We start from the raw sequence: 17274 nt of genomic DNA on the forward strand, positions 1-17274 counted from the left end.
CGCCAGAGAACCGCAAAAGCAGGTTTCAGGCGTTATACATGATTAGCAATAAAAATAGTTTTACTTGGGTATTATTCACTTTTTTAAGATACCCGGCAAATTAAATCTGCCGGGTATCTTATATACCATCCCACACTGTTAATTAACTGTACAGAAGTTCAGTTAATTCTCAAGCTTAACGCGTAGTGGTGGTGGTAGTCAGGTTAACACCAGAACCGGAGCTGTCGTCGTCGCTTGCTGCTACGGCAACTAAGGCTACCAGGCCCGCTACTGCAGTTGCAGTCACGATAGTGGTGGTGCCGATTGCGCCTGCTGCTGCGCCGCCGGAGGTGGTTTCTGTCCCGGTGGCCGGAGCGGCAAACGTAGCCGGGCTAACCCCAGCCAGCGCCAACGCTGCGAGAACCGCACACATTGTCTTTTTCATTCACGTTCCTCTTCATTCAACGAATGTAAAATTGATAGCCTGAAAACCAGGCAATATTAGCATACCATAACCTTCAGCATTTGGGCTGAATAGCAGGCAGGCTACCGCCGTGGCTTTAAGCTACCACCCTGCACTAACTTCCTTTCTGCCAGGATCGGAAATTAGAAACCCGGCAATTCACTACTTAATACCTAACTAGACATTCGTGAATGCCATAAGCCATTGAATTAAAATCACTTACCTTAAAACCACACTCAGTTAAAGCTTAATTCAATTGATTAGGCTCATCCTTAATACGCAGGCGACAACCAAGACAGATCGCGAGCGTCTTTATTAATAGATAACTGAGTTTTTATTCAATGAATTGGTAGGATAAGTCTTAGTGACATGAAAAACAACAACCAGAAACGATGTTTCGACAAATCTAACAAATTAGGGTGTTGTGATACACATCAATGACGTTAATATTCCGTTCAAATCTAAAGCAATTCCTTGTAAAACCTACTAAATCTGGCAGGTCAGCAAATATGTAAACCTGTTTCAAGGCGTTCACTGCAACTGACAAGCAAAATGGCTGGGCTAAAATCCGCGTAGAACAAATATATTTTTTTGCAAGCTTATAGATATTATTTCGTTAATGCGCAAATTATGGCAAATAGCGAAACGGATCTTAATAAAATTGTAGTATTGGTTAAATCGGCCATTCAGACCAGGCTGAAAAGCTCACAGGATGCAGAGTAACTGGGCACGTTCAGTGCACCTCTGATATCTTAGATAAGGTATAACAAGCGCGTGCGCACCGGGTCAGGCCCGGGATGATGATATGGAGAACGAATGAAAAGAGTTAAGCTACTGTTATTGGGTGTTGCACTTGGCGTGGCAACCTGTGCCAGCGCTGCCCCGCAAACGGCAGTCAAGGCTCAGGGTACACAATCCTATGAGCTGAAAGAATTTTTTGCTGATTTCACCCATTTTACGATCGGAGACACGGTGCCTGAAATGTATCGCACCGAAGAATACAATATTAAGCAGTGGAAGCAACGCAACCTGCCCGCGCCGGATGCAGGTAGCCACTGGACCTACATGGGCGGGAACTACGTGTTGATTACCGATGCGGAAGGCAAGATTCTGAAAGTGTATGACGGGGAAATTTTCTATCACCGTTAAGTAGTTCGGCTGCCTGCCAGGGCAGCCGCAAGCCTTATACCGCGCGGAAGGCGATTTCGCTGGGGATCACTTCCCCCTGCCAGTACAACTGGGCTGCCACGCGCCCTGCCAGATTACGGTAGATAGCGGTAAATTCACTTTCAGGTCGATGAATCACCGTTGGCGTACCGCGATCGAGATCTTCACGCAGGCTAATGTGCAGCGGCATCTGTCCCAGTAGCTGGGTATGGTACTGCTCCGCCAGTTTCTCTGCCCCACCGGTACCGAAAATCGGTTCATGATGACCACAGTTGCTGCACACGTGCATACTCATGTTTTCAACAATACCCAGCACCGGCACCTCAACTTTCTCAAACATCACGATGCCCTTTTTGGCATCAATCAGTGCGATGTCCTGCGGCGTGGTCACCACCAGCGCGCCCGTTACCGGAATGTTTTGCGCCAGCGTCAGCTGAATGTCGCCGGTACCCGGCGGCATGTCCAGCACCAGATAATCCAGATCCGGCCACAGGGTCTCCTGTAGCATTTGCATCAGTGCTTTACTGGCCATCGGGCCGCGCCAGACCATCGCGTTATCATCGGTTACCAGATAACCAATGGAATTGGTAGCCAGCCCGTGTGCGACAATAGGCGTCATATGGGTGCCGTCCGGCGAGGTAGGACGCTGATGTTCTGTGCCCAGCATAGTGGGGATAGAAGGACCATAAATATCGGCGTCCAGCAGGCCCACCTTAGCCCCTTCGGCCGCCAGTGCCAGTGCCAGGTTCACCGCCGTCGAGGATTTCCCGACCCCGCCCTTACCAGAACTCACCGCGATGATATTTTTCACGCCGTTAACGCCGGGCTGATTTTTAACGCGCTTTAGCGTGGCGATAGAATGAGAAAGCTTCCAGTCAATGGCTTTCGCCCCGGTGATGCGCAGCAGTTCTGCACTGGTTTGCTCTTTGAGATCCTCGAACGCGCTGGTCCAGACAAATGGCATTAACAGTTCAATATGAATAGTGTCATCCAGCCAGGCAACGTGATGCAGCGCTTTCAGCGTCGTCAGATTGTGTTTCAGTGTGGGATGCTGAAAGTTTGCCAGCGTCCCGGCGACCATCGCTCGTAAACGTTCCGGGGATTTGGCCTGGGATTGTGCGTTCATCCCGACTCCTCTGTTGTTGTTCTGAAAAAAGATATTGTAACGACCAAGTTTACCTCAGAGACGACAATTATTCATTTATGGATAAATGCCCTTATCACTTGGCGTGATAAATACCATTTTGGTACTATCAAACCCCTTTTCATTACAAAAGAAGTAATACCCACTATGACTCAAGTCGCGAAGAAAATTCTGGTAACGTGCGCACTGCCGTACGCCAACGGCTCCATCCACCTCGGCCACATGCTGGAGCATATCCAGGCTGATGTCTGGGTCCGTTACCAGCGAATGCGCGGCCACGAGGTAAACTTCATCTGTGCGGACGATGCGCACGGTACGCCGATCATGCTGAAAGCGCAGCAGTTAGGTATTACCCCTGAGCAGATGATTACCGAAATGAGTCAGGAGCATCAGACTGATTTTGCCGGCTTCGACATCAGCTACGATAACTATCATTCGACGCACAGCAACGAGAACCGTGAGCTGTCGGAGCTTATCTACACGCGCCTGAAAGAAAACGGCTTTATTAAAAACCGCACTATTTCTCAGCTTTACGATCCAGAAAAAGGCATGTTCCTGCCGGACCGGTTTGTCAAAGGCACCTGCCCGAAATGTAAATCTGCCGATCAGTATGGCGATAACTGCGAAGTCTGCGGCGCGACCTACAGTCCCACCGAGCTTATTGAGCCGAAATCCGTGGTGTCTGGCGCGACGCCGGTGATGCGTGAGTCCGAACACTTCTTCTTTGACCTGCCGTCCTTTAGCGAAATGTTGCAGGCATGGACCCGCAGCGGTGCATTGCAGGAACAGGTAGCAAACAAAATGCAGGAATGGTTTGAATCCGGCCTGCAACAGTGGGATATCTCCCGCGACGCGCCCTACTTCGGTTTTGAAATACCCAACGCACCGGGCAAATACTTTTACGTCTGGCTCGACGCGCCAATCGGCTATATGGGTTCGTTTAAGAATCTGTGCGACAAGCGCGGCGACACCACCAGCTTTGACGACTACTGGAAAAAAGACTCTGACGCCGAGCTTTATCACTTCATCGGTAAAGATATCGTCTACTTCCACAGCCTGTTCTGGCCGGCAATGCTGGAAGGCAGCAACTTCCGCAAGCCGACCAACCTGTTCGTGCACGGCTACGTGACGGTAAACGGCGCGAAGATGTCCAAATCGCGCGGCACCTTTATTAAGGCCAGCACCTGGCTGAACCATTTTGATGCGGATAGCCTGCGCTATTACTACACCGCGAAGCTCTCTTCCCGCATTGACGATATCGACCTGAACCTGGAAGATTTCGTTCAGCGCGTGAACGCGGACATCGTGAATAAAGTGGTGAACCTGGCATCGCGTAACGCCGGTTTTATCGCGAAACGTTTTGACGGCGTGCTGGCATCCGAGCTTGCCGATCCGGCACTCTACAAGACCTTCACTGATGCCGCAGTGGTCATTGGTGACGCCTGGGAAAGCCGCGAATTTGGCAAGGCTATTCGCGAGATTATGGCGCTGGCGGATGTTGCCAACCGCTATGTCGATGAGAAAGCGCCATGGGTGGTGGCGAAGCAGGAAGGTCAGGACGCTGAATTGCAGGCAATCTGCTCGATGGGTATTAACTTGTTCCGCGTACTGATGACGTATCTTAAGCCGGTTATCCCGACGCTGGGTGAACGTGCTGAAGCCTTCCTGAACACCACGCTGGAATGGGATAGTATTCAACAACCCCTGCTGGGGCATAAAGTGAATACCTTTAAAGCGCTCTACAACCGCATCGACATGAAACAGGTAGAAGCACTGGTGGAAGCATCAAAAGAAGAAGTCAAAGCGATGGCAGCGCCGGTGACTGGCCCGCTGGCGGACGATCCGATTCAGGAAACCATTACCTTTGACGATTTCGCAAAAATCGATCTGCGCGTGGCGCTGATTGAAAATGCGGAGTTTGTTGAAGGCTCTGACAAACTGTTGCGCCTGACGCTGGATCTCGGCGGCGAGAAACGTAACGTGTTCTCCGGCATTCGCTCTGCGTATCCGGACCCACAGGTGCTGATCGGTCGCCTGACGGTGATGGTCGCCAACCTCGCGCCCCGTAAAATGCGCTTTGGTATTTCTGAAGGCATGGTCATGGCCGCTGGTCCTGGCGGGAAAGATATCTTCCTGTTAAGCCCGGACGACGGAGCAAAACCCGGTCAACAGGTAAAATAATCTCTCCTTCAAGCGCCGCCTTCGCGGCGCTTTTTGCTTACGGCGTGCGCTTTTATTGCGACAAATTCCGCATCCGGACTGCGCAATATTTTAAAAAAGCTCTATTCTTTTACTGCACAGGTGCGCGTTACGCTGTGTAATGCCACTTAACATGCCTAAATTTTAATCATTTTTATAAAATGGAGTTTTACATGAAAGCGTTAAATAAGTTGTTGTCAGTTGCCTTTGCTTCGGTTCTGGTATTCTCCCTGGCCGGATGTGGCGACAAAGAAGAAACCAAAACGTTTAACGCCAACATCAACGGCGCTGATATCAAAATCACCTATACCTATGAAGGTGATAAAGTTCTGAAGCAAACTTCAGAAAATAAAATCAACTATTCGACCATTGGTGCGACTAATAAAGAAGAAGCCGCTAAAATTCTTGACCCGCTCAGCGCAAAATATAAGAATATCAATGGGGTAGATGAAAAATTGACCTACAAAGATACCTATGCTGAAGAATCTGTGACCGTAGATATGGAAAAAGTGGATTTCAAAGCGCTGCAAAGCGTTTCTGGCTCCATGGTTTCAGGCGACACCAGCAAGGGTGTGAGTATGAAACAAACCCAGAGCATGCTGGAAGCCGCTGGTTTTAAAGAAGTGAAATAAATTGCAAAGCGGTTACAGCGGCATAGCATTAACCGTCGGGTTTATGTATAAGTTCTGCCCCTTGCTGTAATTGAATCGAGGCCCGTAATTAACATTACGGGCTTTTTTTATCTCTCTGCCAGCGTATTGTGGCAGGATTTTTATTGATAAAGTCATCGAAAATGGGGGAATGCTATGGATGAAGCTGCGTTAAAAATGCATCTTGTCGGGCGAGTCAGGGCGTTTGGCGAAAAGTGGAACCTGATTGAAAACGATATTTATACCCGGAGTCGGGAAGAGGAGCAGAGCCTGCGCGCGCAGTATCCTGGCATCGAATACCACTTTGCGTCGCGATCTGACTGGTTTACGCTTTTTGGCGAGCGTACTGCGCCACTATTTGACGAATATTGTACGGACAAGCGCAGGGTATATGGCGGCAAGAACCCTGGCAGCTTCGGCTTTCCGTCGAAATTTAACGGCATTGATGATCCTCTGGACGTCAATGTAGAAATAAAAACGAAAAGCCGCGCCGAAGTGTATATTAAGACGCCCACTCAGTTTAAGGACGAGTATCTGTTCGTTATGTTGAAAAAAGCGGGAGAGTGGCGAATAGACAGCTATAAGCAACGACGTTACGGCCATGAAAAGTGGGACTCAGCAATACTTTAAATATTTTATCACCAGATTTGCCTGATATTCATGGTTAACAAGCCTGTAGAGTATTTGAGAAGATGAATAATACAGAGTTCAATGTCGCTACAAAGACAGCGCGACATACCCTCACAGGTGAAAGGGATAAAATAATTTGCCATGCCGGGCAACGCCCGGCGATAACCGCGCTATTTAGCCGCGTGCTCGCGCGCCGTCAGCCCGCGCAGGAAATAGCGCAGTAACTGATCGCCACATTCACGGAAATTCTTATGATCCGGCGCGCGCATCATGGCGGTTATTTCCGGCATTGAGACGCGGAATTTCTGCTCGGTGAGGATCGCCAGGATATCATCTGTTTTCAGCGCAAACGCGATGCGCAGCTTTTTGAGGACCACGTTGTTATTCACGCGACGTTCAACCGATAGCGTCGGTGCTGATTCATCGCGTCCGCGCTTTTCATAAATCAGGCCGTTTAAAAAGCATGACAGCATGATGTCCGGGCAGCGTACAAAGCCCTCTTCATCTTCTTTACGCAACCACGGCACCAACTGTTCTGCGCTTACGTCCGCTTCACCCAGCGCGAAAATACGCACCAGATCGTTATTATTGATTTTCAGAATGTAGCGAATGCTACGCAAAATATCGTTACTGACCATAGTGCCTTCGGTGATGAAAAAATGCGGGAGCTAAGTTTACACTAATTACAGACCCAGCGCCTCTTTCAGGTTTTTCAGGTAGCGGCGGCTGACCGGAACCGTCTGCCCCGCCCGCAGCAGCAGTTCGGCCTGACCATTCTCTTCCAGACGGATTTCTTTGAGATGCGCCATATTCACCAGATACTGACGATGACAGCGCAGCAGCGGCGTTCGGCTTTCCAGCGTGCGAAGCGTGAGTTCAGTGAACCCCTCCTGCCCTTCATGGCTGGTGACATAGACGCCGCTCATACGGCTACTGACAAAGGCCACGTCTTCCATTTGCAAAAGCCAGATGCGGCTGTGTCCGGTACAGGGAATGAACTTCAGCGCCTGCTGATTTTCCGCCAGCACCGAGACGTCCTGCTCGCCCCGCTCCTGGCGCAGGCGAGTCAGCGTCTTATTCAACCGTGCAGCTTCAATCGGCTTAAGTAGATAATCAAAAGCATGTTCTTCAAACGCCTTTACCGCGTACTCATCAAATGCCGTCAAAAATACGACCCATGGCCGATGTTCCGGGTCGAGCATACCGACCATCTCCAGCCCGCTGATACGCGGCATCTGAATATCAAGAAACAGCACATCCGGGCGTAATTTATGCACCGCGCCAATCGCCTCGACGGCATTAGCGCATTCGCCAACAATCTCAATATCGCTTTCGTCCTGTAGCAAAATGCGCAGATTCTCGCGTGCTAATGGCTCGTCATCCACAATCAGCACTTTTAACATGCGTTTTCCTCCAGCGGCAGTCGCAACGTAATACGGGTAAAACATTCCGGTTCACAATTAACGGTTATTCCGCAGTCATCACCAAAGCGGGCGCGCAGGCGCTTATCCACCAGATTCATACCCAGTCCACTGACAGAGGTTCCTGGCTGGTAAAGCCCGGCATTATCTTCAATATCCAGCTGTAAATAACGCTCATGCTGACTGGCATGAATGCTGATTTCTCCAACGCCCAGATGCTGCGAAGTGCCGTGCTTGATAGCATTTTCCACGATAGGTTGCAGCGTAAACGCCGGAAGCTGGTGATGAGCAAGCGATTCGGGAACAAAAAGCTGCACCTGCAGACGTGACTGGAAGCGGGCTTTCTCGATTTGCAGATAAGCGTTCACGTGCTCAATTTCATCCGCCAGCGTAACAATCTCCGACGGCCGCTTAAGGTTTTTGCGGAAAAACGTCGACAGATATTGCACCAGCTGACTGGCCTGGTCGCTGTCCCGGCGGATGACCGCTTTTAATGTATTCAACGCATTAAACAGAAAATGCGGATTGACCTGAGCATGCAGTAATTTGATTTCTGACTGAGTGAGCAGCGCTTTCTGTCGCTCGTACTGTCCCGCCAGAATTTGCGCCGACAGAAGTTGGGCGATCCCCTCACCCAACGTGCGGTTGATGGAACTAAATAGCCGGTTCTTCGCTTCATAGAGCTTGATGGTGCCAATCACCCGCTGGTTTTCACCGCGCAGGGGGATCACCAGCGTTGAGCCAAGTTTGCATTGCGGATGTAGCGAACAGCGATACGGTACTTCATTCCCGTCGGCGTATACCACCTCACCCGTATTGATGGCTTTCAATGTCCAGGCGGACGAAATTGGCCGTCCGGGCAGATGGTGATCGTCACCGGTGCCGGTGAAGGCCAGCAGCTTGTCGCGGTCGGTGATCGCCACCGCACCAATATCCAGCTCCTGATAAAGGACCTGCGCCACCTTCATACTGTTTTCTTCGTTAAATCCCTGGCGGAGTATCCCCTCCGTAGAGGCGGCAACTTTCAATGCGGTCGCTGAAAATGCAGAGGTATATTTTTCAAACATCGCGCGTTTGTCGAGCAGGATACGCATAAACAGCGCTGCGCCAACGGTATTGGTGACCATCATCGGCGCGGCAATACTGTTTACCAGATGCAGCGCATCCTGAAACGGACGGGCAATTAACAAAATGATCAGCATCTGTACCAGTTCGGCCACGAAGGTAACGGCCCCGGCAGTGAACGGGTTGAACACCCGATCCGTTCGGCCACGCTTAATCAGCATGCTGTGTACCAGACCGCCCAGTAATCCTTCAACCATGGTGGAAATCATACAGCTTAGCGCGGTCATCCCACCCAGCGAATAGCGGTGAAGCCCACCGGTTAGCCCCACCAGCCCGCCAACGACCGGACCGCCGAGTAAGCCCCCCATCACTGCACCAATTGCCCGCGTGTTAGCGATAGAGTCTTCAATATGCAGACCAAAATAGGTGCCGAGAATACAGAAAATGGAGAAGGTCACGTAGCAAAGAAGCTTGTGCGGCAGGCGTACCGTGACTTGCATTAACGGTATAAACAGGCGTGTCTTACTCATCAGCCAGGCAATGACCAGAAAAACACACATTTGCTGTAACAGCAGCAACACAAGATTAAATTCGTACATACCTGCCAACCACACTTTCTGAAAGCGCGTAACATACAGGTTGAAGGTTTAACTTTCTTTGAAGCGCGGCATAAAATCGAAAAATCGTGCGCCAGATCACTGAATAACCGCACAAACGTACAAAAAAAGCGCTAATAACGACCGGTTAATTTAGCGCACCAGAAATTAATGGTTCATTAACACATCAGCTTCGCCGTATAATCTTCTGATTAACATAAGGAGCAGAGAATGAGCATAGCCAAAATGGGCATCATCACCCTTTTTGTGGTCATGGCGGTCAGCGGTATCGGCGGCGTTATGCTGGCAGGGTATACTTTTATTGTGCATGGCGGTTAAGGTAGCGCCCCAGCCGCTCAAAAGCACGATCGACAATCACCGCCGCCAGCGCCACCAGAATTGCGCCCTGGATAATATAGGCGGTATTAAATCCGCTCAGGCCGATAATAATCGGCGTACCAAGCGTACTGGCACCCACCGTCGAGGCGATGGCCGCCGTGCCAATGTTAATGATAATTGAGGTGCGTACCCCCGCGAGGATCACTGGCGCTGCCAGCGGCAGTTCGACCTTCACCAGCCGCTGGATGCTGTTCATACCCATGCCTTCAGCTACGCTACTGACCCCGGCAGGAACCGCCGCCAGCCCGGCGAGGGTTCCCTGTAGAATTGGCAATACGCCGTAAAGAATAAGCGCAATAATAGCGGGCTGTACGCCAAACCCCATTACCGGTACAGCAATTGCCAGCACCGCCACCGGCGGGAAGGTTTGTCCAATAGCGGCAATGGTTTCGACCAGCGGACGGAACTCTCTGCCTGCCGGACGAGTAACCAGGATACCGGCCCCCACGCCGAGTATAATGGCCACCAGGCTCGAAACCCCTACCAGCCAAAAGTGCGCCAGCGTCAGGGCCAGGAAACTCTCCTGCTGATAAACCGGTCGCGGCAATTGGGGAAATAAGTGACTAAAGATCCCGCCACTGTGTGGCAATCCGATCAGTAGCGCGATAAAAAGCGCCATCAGCCACAGTAGCGGATCACGGATGATTTTCACCAGCCCCCTCCTCGCCCAGCAAATCCTCAAAATGAAGATTGCCACAAAATCTACCCTCGGTATTCTTCACGGGTAAAACCTGACACTGGCGGGCAACAAAGGCGGAAAGCGCCTCGCGTAATGTCAGTGTATCCGCTACCGGCTCACCAGTTACCGGCACACCAGGACGGATATAATCCCGTACTGCACGCAGCGATAACAAACGTACTCCCAACTCGCTGCGGCCAAAAAATTCGCGCACAAAGTCATTGGCTGGATGCGTTAGCATGTGTAACGGCGTGCCCTGTTGTACCACCTCGCCCCCGTCCATCAGGATCAGATGGTCTGCCAGCCGCAGCGCTTCATCAATATCATGCGTGACCAGCACGATGGTGCGCCCCAGCAGGCGGTGAATGCGGGTCATTTCCTGCTGCAACGCGCTGCGCGTCACGGGGTCGAGTGCACCAAACGGTTCGTCCATTAGCAGCACGTCCGGGTCGGCCGCCAGCGCCCGCGCCACCCCAACACGCTGCTGCTGCCCACCTGAAAGCTGATGCGGAAAACGCTCACGTAATGATAAATCCAGTCCCAGCAGCACCATTAATTCATCAATACGCGCATTAATACGTTTTCGATCCCATTTGATCAGTTGCGGCACGGTGGCGATGTTCTGCGCTACCGTCCAGTGAGGGAAGAGACCAATAGACTGTATGGCGTAACCCATCCGTCGACGCAGCGCCAGCAACGGCAATTGGCCAATATCTTCCCCGGCAAAACGGATGGTGCCGCTGTCATGCTCGACCAGACGATTAATCATTTTGAGGGTGGTCGATTTTCCCGAGCCTGACGTGCCAATCAGGACCGAAAAGGCCCCTTCTTTCAGATGAAGGTTGAGGTTTTTTACCGCATTCTGCCCGGCAAACGATTTACTTACCTGGTTAAATTCAATCATGCGCACGTTCCTTAAGCAGTGCACTCCACAAGCCGAATAGCGCGTCTACCATTACGGCCAGCGCAATAACCGGGATCACGCCCAGTAACACCAAATCGAGCGCGCTGCTCAGCAGCCCCTGGAATACCAGCGCGCCGAATCCCCCGGCACCAATCAGCGCCGCAATCACGGCCATACCAATCGTTTGTACGGTCACTACCCGCAATCCGCGGATTAACACTGGCAACGCCAGCGGAAGCTGAACCCGGAAAAAACGCTCCTGATTACTCATCCCCATCGCGGCCGCGCTCTCCAGCACATCGCGCGGCACCTGGCCCATGCCGGCTACCACCCCGCGGACCAGCGGCAATAAGGCATAGAGCACCAGCGCGATAAGCGCAGGCGTTCTTCCTGTCCCGGCCACACCGAGATTCGCCAGTAGCGGAAAATGCTGAACCAGACCGGCCAGCGGTGCAATCAGCAGGCCAAACAGAGCAATAGAGGGAATGGTCTGGATGATATTTAGTACCGTAAAGACCGGAGCCTGCCGTGTGGGACGACGATAGCACCACAGCCCGAGCGGCACGCCAATCAGCAGGCCGGGCAGCAACGTACCGAATAAAAGCGTCAGGTGCTGCAATAATGCGTCGTTAAACACGTCCTGACGGTTGGCGTATTCCTTCATTAGCGACAGCTCGTCAAGCGCACCCGATCCCAGTAACATTAATGGCAATAGCCAGACTTGCGCGTTTAACAGCCAGCGCCACGTTGCGGTAGTGGACAATCGTCGAATGGCATCACTGAGGATCAGAAGCGAAAGCGCCAGCCATAGCCACAGACCGCTTCCCGGCGAGGTGCGCGCCAGTGGGCTACCCGTCTGCGCCAACCAGCTGGCAGATTTCCCCGCCCCCCAGATCAAAGCGATAAAAATCAACTCAGCAGCCAGCAAAGTCAGGATCAGCGACAGACGCCCACGCAGGAAGCTTAAAAGAATCAACCCCAGCGGCACAGCCAGCAGTAAGAGCGGGGGAAATACCCAAATTTGCCAGAGCGCACGACCTTCTCCGGAGACCAGGCGGTTGGGAGCATAATTAACAAAGGGCAATGCTGCCGCGGCCAGCGAAATAATCGCCAGCAGCAACAGCACGCGGTTTTGACATTTTATGTGCACAAGACCGTCCGTGTTATTTCAGCAGCCCTTTTTCCTTCAGATAGTCAGCGGCGACTTTTTTCGCATCCAGACCCTCGACGGCAATTTTAGCATTCAGGGTTTGCAGCGTTTTCTCATCAAGACTTGAGAAAACCGGCTTCAGCCACGCATCGAGATCCGGATACGCCTTCAATACTGCCTCGCGGACCACCGGCGCAGGTGCGTAAATTGGCTGGACGCCTTTCGGGTCGGTCAACGTTTGCAGGCCGAGGGCAGCTACTGGCCCATCGGTTCCGTAAGCCATCGCCGCATTAACGCCGGACGTTTGCTGCGCAGCAGCCTTAATAGTGACCGCCGTGTCACCGCCAGCCAGTGACAGAAGCTGGCTTTGATTCAGTTTGAAGTCATACGCTTTTTCAAACGCGGGCAGCGCGTCCGTCCGTTCAATAAACTCCGCCGAAGCGGCCAGTTTAAAGGTACCGCCTTCCTTGAGGTAGCGGCTAAGATCGCTTAACGATGTAAGTTTGTTTTTGGTGGCAAGATCCTGGCGCACAGCAATGGTCCAGGTATTGTTAGCGGGTGCAGGGGTCAGCCAGACCAGTTTGTTCTTTTCAGCATCCAGCTGCTTCACTTTTTCATAGCCCTGCTGCGCGTTTTTCCACGCAGCATCGTTTTCCAGCTTGAAGAAGAAAGCGCCGTTGCCGGTGTATTCCGGGTAAATATCCAGCTCCCCGGAGGTAATGGCCCCACGAACCACCGGCGTGGTCCCTAACTGCACTTTATTAACGGTTTTGACGCCGTGGCTTTCCAGCACCTGCAAAATAATATTGCCAAGGAGTGCACCCTCGGTGTCAATTTTGGAACCAACTTTGACAGGCTCCGCTGCGTGCAATGGCAGGCTTGCCGCCGCTGCCAGCATGAATGACGCTATCCACCCTGTTGAAATTTTCATTAGGTTTTCCTCATTATTGCGCTCGATTACCAGGCGCTTATCAGAAAAGCGTAGACGAAATCTTCTATCTCAGGGATTTTCAGGCATTTTTAATGGTCCCGTTAGTACACTGGCAGCAAAATAAAGCAGCGCAATCACCCACAACGTTCCCTCCACACCACAGGGATTTACGCACAGCATCACGAGCGCTGGCCCGGCAAAATTACTCAGCCCGAACGCGCCGAGGCCAATGGCGCTACCGTCAAGGCAGCACTGTTATGACCAAATAACACCGGTGCATAGTATATAGCCAGCGCGGCAGATCAATATAAGCCAGCAGGCGGCCCGGCAGAAACGCGGCGGTGAAACCGGCGAACTGGGCGCGTTTTATGAAAGTTATCAGAAATGTAGCCCATGCACGGGCACATGATGACATCGACGATACGTGCCACGGCAAACAGCGAACACGCTTCAATCGGCGTCAGGCCGCAGAAGGTGGTCAGGAAGAACAAGCAGCCAGGCACTTACCAGAGTAAATGCGCCTGAACCGATCACATCGGCAAGGCCGAAGCAGATGTAATTATGGAGTTTTATCTCGCGTACTTTTTTATCATTTTCCATTCCCCAGGGCAGTACAGAATGGCGAAGCCGGGGCCGCGCCATAACGCAATTGATTCAGGCGTCGGCGTTTTTCTGCACGATGGCGCAGGCATTCCAGCCCTGCGGCAGCGGCGCGGGGCGGCGAATACGTAACTCGCTTAACGTCAGATCCTTCACGCCATTGGCATACAGCGCCGGCAGGCCACCCGACACCCCATGCGCGACCGGTTTGCAGGTTTACGCGATAGGCGTTATCCAGCCCCATGCCGGTGGGGTTCGCCGGGTTACACGGCGGACGAATGTCATAGCAGCCCTGATCATTCGCCTCAGTGCTAAACCAGCAACTGGCGTTTCCGGCAATACGCCCCTCACCACTGAGGGTAATGTGGCGGCTGCCACGCGCATAAAGCAGGGCCATTCGTGACTGTTCTGCTACCGTCTGCGTTAACCCTGGCGGATATTAGTGAATAGCATCACGCCTGATACCGGGCGCTGAAAGTGGTTTTGACCAGGCGCACAAAATTCAGGCACAGATAAATGAGTAATGTGCGCTGATTTACACTTCAGGCCTGGATTAACAGTGAAAGGGCGGCAGCCTGAGAGCAAAACGGCTACACGGAAGGATAAAGGCGAGGACGATCATAAAAATAAGCCTGTAGCCGAATAAAACACTTGCACGGCTTTTGGCGTTATCAGTTTATTCTGCCACTGTCTTTTTAGCGCTGATGAGGGCAACACGTTCATGGGGCCCTTCGCCATTGCGCTGGTACGCTCTTGTGAAAAATGGCCCGATACAAGGTGTCATACCGGGCCGTAGCGGATATTTATTTCAGTTCAAATTCGCCCTGTTTCACCCGGGCAGAATCCACGCCAATAAAGACGTTAAATTTGCCCGGCTCAGCGGCATATTGCATTTTCTGATTCCAGAATTTCAGCGCCTCGACGTCAATCGGGAAGCTGACGGTCTGCGTTTCACCCGGTTTCAGGTTGACCTTCTCAAAGCCGCGCAGCTGTTTAACCGGGCGGCTCATGGAGGCAGTGACATCCTGCAAATACATCTGAATAACGGTGGCCCCTTCGCGCTTACCGGTATTGGTGACATCGACGCTTGCGGTAACGCTACCGTCTTTTGTCAGGGTCGGCGCGGAGAGTTTGACGTCAGAAACGCTAAAGGTGGTATAGCTCAGGCCATAGCCAAACGGATACAGCGGACCGTTGGCTTCGTCAAAATAGCGTGAGGTGTACTTATTGGGTTTATCGGCATTATACGGACGTCCGGTATTCAGATGGCTGTAGTACACCGGAATTTGCCCTACCGAACGCGGGAACGACATCGGCAGCTTGCCGGACGGGTTGTAATCACCAAACAGCACATCGGCGATGGCATTGCCGCCTTCGGTGCCCGCAAACCAGGTTTCGAGGATCGCATCTGCCTGCTGATCTTCTTTGACCAGCGCCAATGGACGGCCGTTCATCAGCACCAGCACCAGCGGTTTGCCGGTCGCTTTCAGGGCGCTAATCAGATCACGCTGGCTCTGCGGGATGGTGATATCGGTGCGGCTGGAAGCTTCGTGCGCCATGCCCTGCGCTTCGCCCACTACGGCGACCACGACGTCAGCCTGATTCGCCGCCTCGACGGCCTCATCAATCATCGCCTTTGGCGTGCGCTCATCGACCTGCACCGCCGGCTCGTATTGATTGAGGAAGGTTACAATGTCTTTGTCATTAGTGACGTTGGCACCTTTAGCAAAAATCACTTTTCCCTGCTCGCCTACCGCGTTTTTAATACCGCTCAGGACGGTAACCGACTGATCGGCAACGCCCGCGGCTGACCAGCTTCCCATCACGTCACGCTTGCTGTCCGCCAGCGGTCCCACCACGGCCACGGTCGCTGTTTTTTTCAGCGGCAGCGTCTCAAGGCGGTTCTTCAGCAGCACCAGACTTTCGCGCGCTACACTGCGCGCATCCTGGCGGTGCAAGCGGCTTTCAGCATTCGTATCTTTAGGATCAGAATCCTTCGGCCCGAGATGGCTGTACGGGTCGTTGAACAGCCCCATATCATATTTAACGTTCAGCACATGACGCGCGGCATCATCGAGTTCGGCCATCGACACTTTGCCAGATTTGACCAGCCCCGGCAGATACTTACTGTAATACTCGTCGCTCATGCTCATGTTGATGCCGGAGTTGAGCGCCACGCGCACCGCGTCCTGCGGATCGGCCGCCGTGCCGTGTTTAATCAGTTCCTTAATGGCACCGTGATCGGAAATAGTGATGCCCTTAAAGCCCCATTCGTCGCGCAGAAGATCTTTTAGCAGCCAGGAATCAGAAGACGCGGGCGTGCCGTTAATTGAGTTCAGCGCCACCATTACGCCGCCGCTGCCCGCATCCAGCGCCGCTTTGTAGGGCGGCATATAATCGTTGAACAGCCGCTGTGGACTCATATCGACCGTGTTGTACTCTTTGCCCCCTTCCACTGCGCCGTAGGCTGCAAAGTGTTTCACGCTGGTCATGACTGAATAACGATCCGCCGGGCTTTTCCCCTGCATCGCCTCCACCATGGTTTTCCCCATGATCGAGGTCAAATAAGTATCTTCACCAAACCCCTCTGATGCCCGGCCCCAGCGCGGATCGCGCGAGACATCCACCATCGGTGCCCAGGTCATGTTCAGACCATCATCCGCCGCTTCGTAGGCCGAGACGCGCCCCACGGTTTTGACTGCATCGAGATTAAAGGTTGATGCCAGACCCAGGCTGATGGGAAATACGGTACGCTGGCCGTGTACAACGTCGTAGGCAAAAAACAGTGGAATTTTCAGGCGGCTGAGCTCCATCACCTGATCCTGCATTTTGCGAATATCTCCGCGCGTCACGGTATTGAAAATAGCCCCGACCTGCCCTTCTTTAATCATCTCGCGAATGGCTTCTTTCGGATTATCTGGCCCGACGCTGATTAGCCGCAACTGACCAATTTTCTCATCCACCGTCATTTTTTTAAGAAGTTCAGTGACGTAAGCATCACGGGCTTCCGGGGTTAAAGGGTGTTGTTGTTTTACGTCCTCTGCCAGCGCGGGATGACACGCCAGACTCACAGCGATACCTACAGAACACAGCCATTTCATATGGTTTACTCTCTTATGCCAAAGCCGGGGGAAGCGGCCCACTCCATGCGAAGATCGCAGTTTGCCATAATCGTAACCGGGCTTGCAGTATCTTGCCTCGCTTATTCTCTTATTTTTCTGGTGTTTTTCCGCCCGGCTTCGGTTTTCACAGGCTATTCTTTAAAACGTTTATTTGTCCCACCACAAGGAGTGGAAA

15 protein-coding genes and 1 pseudogene are annotated in these 17274 nt (G+C 52.4%); 5 read left to right on the forward strand and 11 right to left on the reverse strand.

Features of this window, described 5'->3' with window-relative positions:
- Positions 1-175: 175 nt before the first annotated feature.
- Positions 176-424: a hypothetical protein gene (locus CHU32_RS01205; RefSeq protein WP_049841205.1), complete on the reverse strand. Its 249-nt coding sequence runs from the start codon at positions 422-424 to the stop codon at positions 176-178.
- Positions 425-1258: 834 nt separating this feature from the next.
- Between CHU32_RS01205 and CHU32_RS01210 the strand changes: the two genes are divergently transcribed.
- Positions 1259-1591, forward strand: coding sequence for an RcnB family protein (locus CHU32_RS01210; protein ID WP_103674261.1), 333 nt, complete (start codon positions 1259-1261; stop codon positions 1589-1591).
- A 34-nt stretch (positions 1592-1625) separates the two neighbouring features.
- Here CHU32_RS01210 and apbC read toward each other — a convergent pair whose 3' ends face one another.
- A complete protein-coding gene (gene apbC, locus CHU32_RS01215; RefSeq protein ID WP_103674262.1) occupies positions 1626-2735 on the reverse strand; it encodes an iron-sulfur cluster carrier protein ApbC in 1110 nt (369 codons plus the stop codon).
- 165 nt (positions 2736-2900) lie between these two features.
- Between apbC and metG the strand changes: the two genes are divergently transcribed.
- The 3 genes from metG (at position 2901) to CHU32_RS01230 (ending at position 6232) form a co-directional block, all read left to right on the forward strand.
- Positions 2901-4934 (forward strand): methionine--tRNA ligase, encoded by a 2034-nt coding sequence (metG, locus tag CHU32_RS01220; RefSeq protein ID WP_103674263.1) that lies wholly within the window; start codon positions 2901-2903, stop codon positions 4932-4934.
- 191 nt (positions 4935-5125) lie between these two features.
- A complete protein-coding gene (locus CHU32_RS01225) occupies positions 5126-5584 on the forward strand; it encodes a YehR family lipoprotein (protein ID WP_103674264.1) in 459 nt (152 codons plus the stop codon).
- Between the two features lie 174 nt (positions 5585-5758).
- Positions 5759-6232 (forward strand): NTF2 fold immunity protein, encoded by a 474-nt coding sequence (locus CHU32_RS01230; RefSeq protein WP_103674265.1) that lies wholly within the window; start codon positions 5759-5761, stop codon positions 6230-6232.
- A gap of 170 nt (positions 6233-6402) precedes the next feature.
- Here the strand turns inward: CHU32_RS01230 and CHU32_RS01235 are convergent, their stop codons facing one another.
- The 3 genes from CHU32_RS01235 to CHU32_RS01245 are packed head-to-tail and all read right to left on the reverse strand — an operon-like array spanning position 6403 to position 9317.
- Positions 6403-6870 (reverse strand): YehS family protein, encoded by a 468-nt coding sequence (locus tag CHU32_RS01235; protein ID WP_103674266.1) that lies wholly within the window; start codon positions 6868-6870, stop codon positions 6403-6405.
- Between the two features lie 45 nt (positions 6871-6915).
- A complete protein-coding gene (btsR, locus tag CHU32_RS01240) occupies positions 6916-7635 on the reverse strand; it encodes a two-component system response regulator BtsR (protein ID WP_103674267.1) in 720 nt (239 codons plus the stop codon).
- Positions 7629-9317: a sensor histidine kinase gene (locus CHU32_RS01245; RefSeq protein WP_103674268.1), complete on the reverse strand. Its 1689-nt coding sequence runs from the start codon at positions 9315-9317 to the stop codon at positions 7629-7631. The genes btsR and CHU32_RS01245 overlap by 7 nt, the downstream gene beginning before the upstream one ends.
- Before the next feature lie 228 nt (positions 9318-9545).
- On the opposite strand from CHU32_RS01245, the gene CHU32_RS01250 reads away from it, so the two are divergent.
- Entirely contained in the window at positions 9546-9653 is a 108-nt protein-coding gene (locus tag CHU32_RS01250) for a protein YohO (RefSeq protein WP_103674269.1), read from the forward strand.
- On the opposite strand, the gene CHU32_RS01255 is transcribed toward CHU32_RS01250, so the two are convergent.
- The 6 genes and pseudogenes from CHU32_RS01255 to bglX all read right to left on the reverse strand — a co-directional run bounded on the left by CHU32_RS01255 (position 9634) and on the right by bglX (position 17078).
- Positions 9634-10365, reverse strand: a complete 732-nt coding sequence (locus CHU32_RS01255) for an ABC transporter permease (protein ID WP_103674270.1) — start codon at positions 10363-10365, stop codon at positions 9634-9636. The two genes, CHU32_RS01250 and CHU32_RS01255, sit on opposite strands and share 20 nt — an antisense overlap.
- A complete protein-coding gene (locus CHU32_RS01260; RefSeq protein ID WP_103674271.1) occupies positions 10349-11296 on the reverse strand; it encodes an ABC transporter ATP-binding protein in 948 nt (315 codons plus the stop codon). The genes CHU32_RS01255 and CHU32_RS01260 overlap by 17 nt, the downstream gene beginning before the upstream one ends.
- Complete coding sequence (locus CHU32_RS01265; RefSeq protein ID WP_103674272.1) at positions 11289-12446, reverse strand: ABC transporter permease; 1158 nt, start codon at positions 12444-12446, stop codon at positions 11289-11291. Before CHU32_RS01265 ends, CHU32_RS01260 begins: the two co-directional genes overlap by 8 nt.
- A gap of 13 nt (positions 12447-12459) precedes the next feature.
- The gene (osmF, locus tag CHU32_RS01270) at positions 12460-13377 is read right to left on the reverse strand and encodes a glycine betaine ABC transporter substrate-binding protein OsmF (RefSeq protein ID WP_103674273.1); all 918 of its coding nucleotides are present in this window, start codon (positions 13375-13377) and stop codon (positions 12460-12462) included.
- A 654-nt stretch (positions 13378-14031) separates the two neighbouring features.
- A pseudogene (locus CHU32_RS28500) lies at positions 14032-14275 on the reverse strand (glycoside hydrolase family 28 protein); the annotation flags it as partial.
- A gap of 505 nt (positions 14276-14780) precedes the next feature.
- Complete coding sequence (gene bglX / locus CHU32_RS01290) at positions 14781-17078, reverse strand: beta-glucosidase BglX (protein WP_103674274.1); 2298 nt, start codon at positions 17076-17078, stop codon at positions 14781-14783.
- Positions 17079-17274 lie beyond the last annotated feature (196 nt).

The organism is Superficieibacter electus, from assembly GCF_002915575.1.
GTDB lineage: Bacteria > Pseudomonadota > Gammaproteobacteria > Enterobacterales > Enterobacteriaceae > Superficieibacter > Superficieibacter electus.

Bases quoted from the DNA above. Each gene is read 5' to 3' on its own strand.
- CHU32_RS01205 (WP_049841205.1), bottom strand. From the start codon at position 424: ATGAAAAAGACAATGTGTGCGGTTCTCGCAGCGTTGGCGCTGGCTGGG.
- CHU32_RS01210 (WP_103674261.1), top strand. From the start codon at position 1,259: ATGAAAAGAGTTAAGCTACTGTTATTGGGTGTTGCACTTGGCGTGGCA.
- apbC (WP_103674262.1), bottom strand. From the start codon at position 2,735: ATGAACGCACAATCCCAGGCCAAATCCCCGGAACGTTTACGAGCGATG.
- metG (WP_103674263.1), top strand. From the start codon at position 2,901: ATGACTCAAGTCGCGAAGAAAATTCTGGTAACGTGCGCACTGCCGTAC.
- CHU32_RS01225 (WP_103674264.1), top strand. From the start codon at position 5,126: ATGAAAGCGTTAAATAAGTTGTTGTCAGTTGCCTTTGCTTCGGTTCTG.
- CHU32_RS01230 (WP_103674265.1), top strand. From the start codon at position 5,759: ATGGATGAAGCTGCGTTAAAAATGCATCTTGTCGGGCGAGTCAGGGCG.
- CHU32_RS01235 (WP_103674266.1), bottom strand. From the start codon at position 6,870: ATGGTCAGTAACGATATTTTGCGTAGCATTCGCTACATTCTGAAAATC.
- btsR (WP_103674267.1), bottom strand. From the start codon at position 7,635: ATGTTAAAAGTGCTGATTGTGGATGACGAGCCATTAGCACGCGAGAAT.
- CHU32_RS01245 (WP_103674268.1), bottom strand. From the start codon at position 9,317: ATGTACGAATTTAATCTTGTGTTGCTGCTGTTACAGCAAATGTGTGTT.
- CHU32_RS01250 (WP_103674269.1), top strand. From the start codon at position 9,546: ATGAGCATAGCCAAAATGGGCATCATCACCCTTTTTGTGGTCATGGCG.
- CHU32_RS01260 (WP_103674271.1), bottom strand. From the start codon at position 11,296: ATGATTGAATTTAACCAGGTAAGTAAATCGTTTGCCGGGCAGAATGCG.
- osmF (WP_103674273.1), bottom strand. From the start codon at position 13,377: ATGAAAATTTCAACAGGGTGGATAGCGTCATTCATGCTGGCAGCGGCG.
- bglX (WP_103674274.1), bottom strand. From the start codon at position 17,078: ATGAAATGGCTGTGTTCTGTAGGTATCGCTGTGAGTCTGGCGTGTCAT.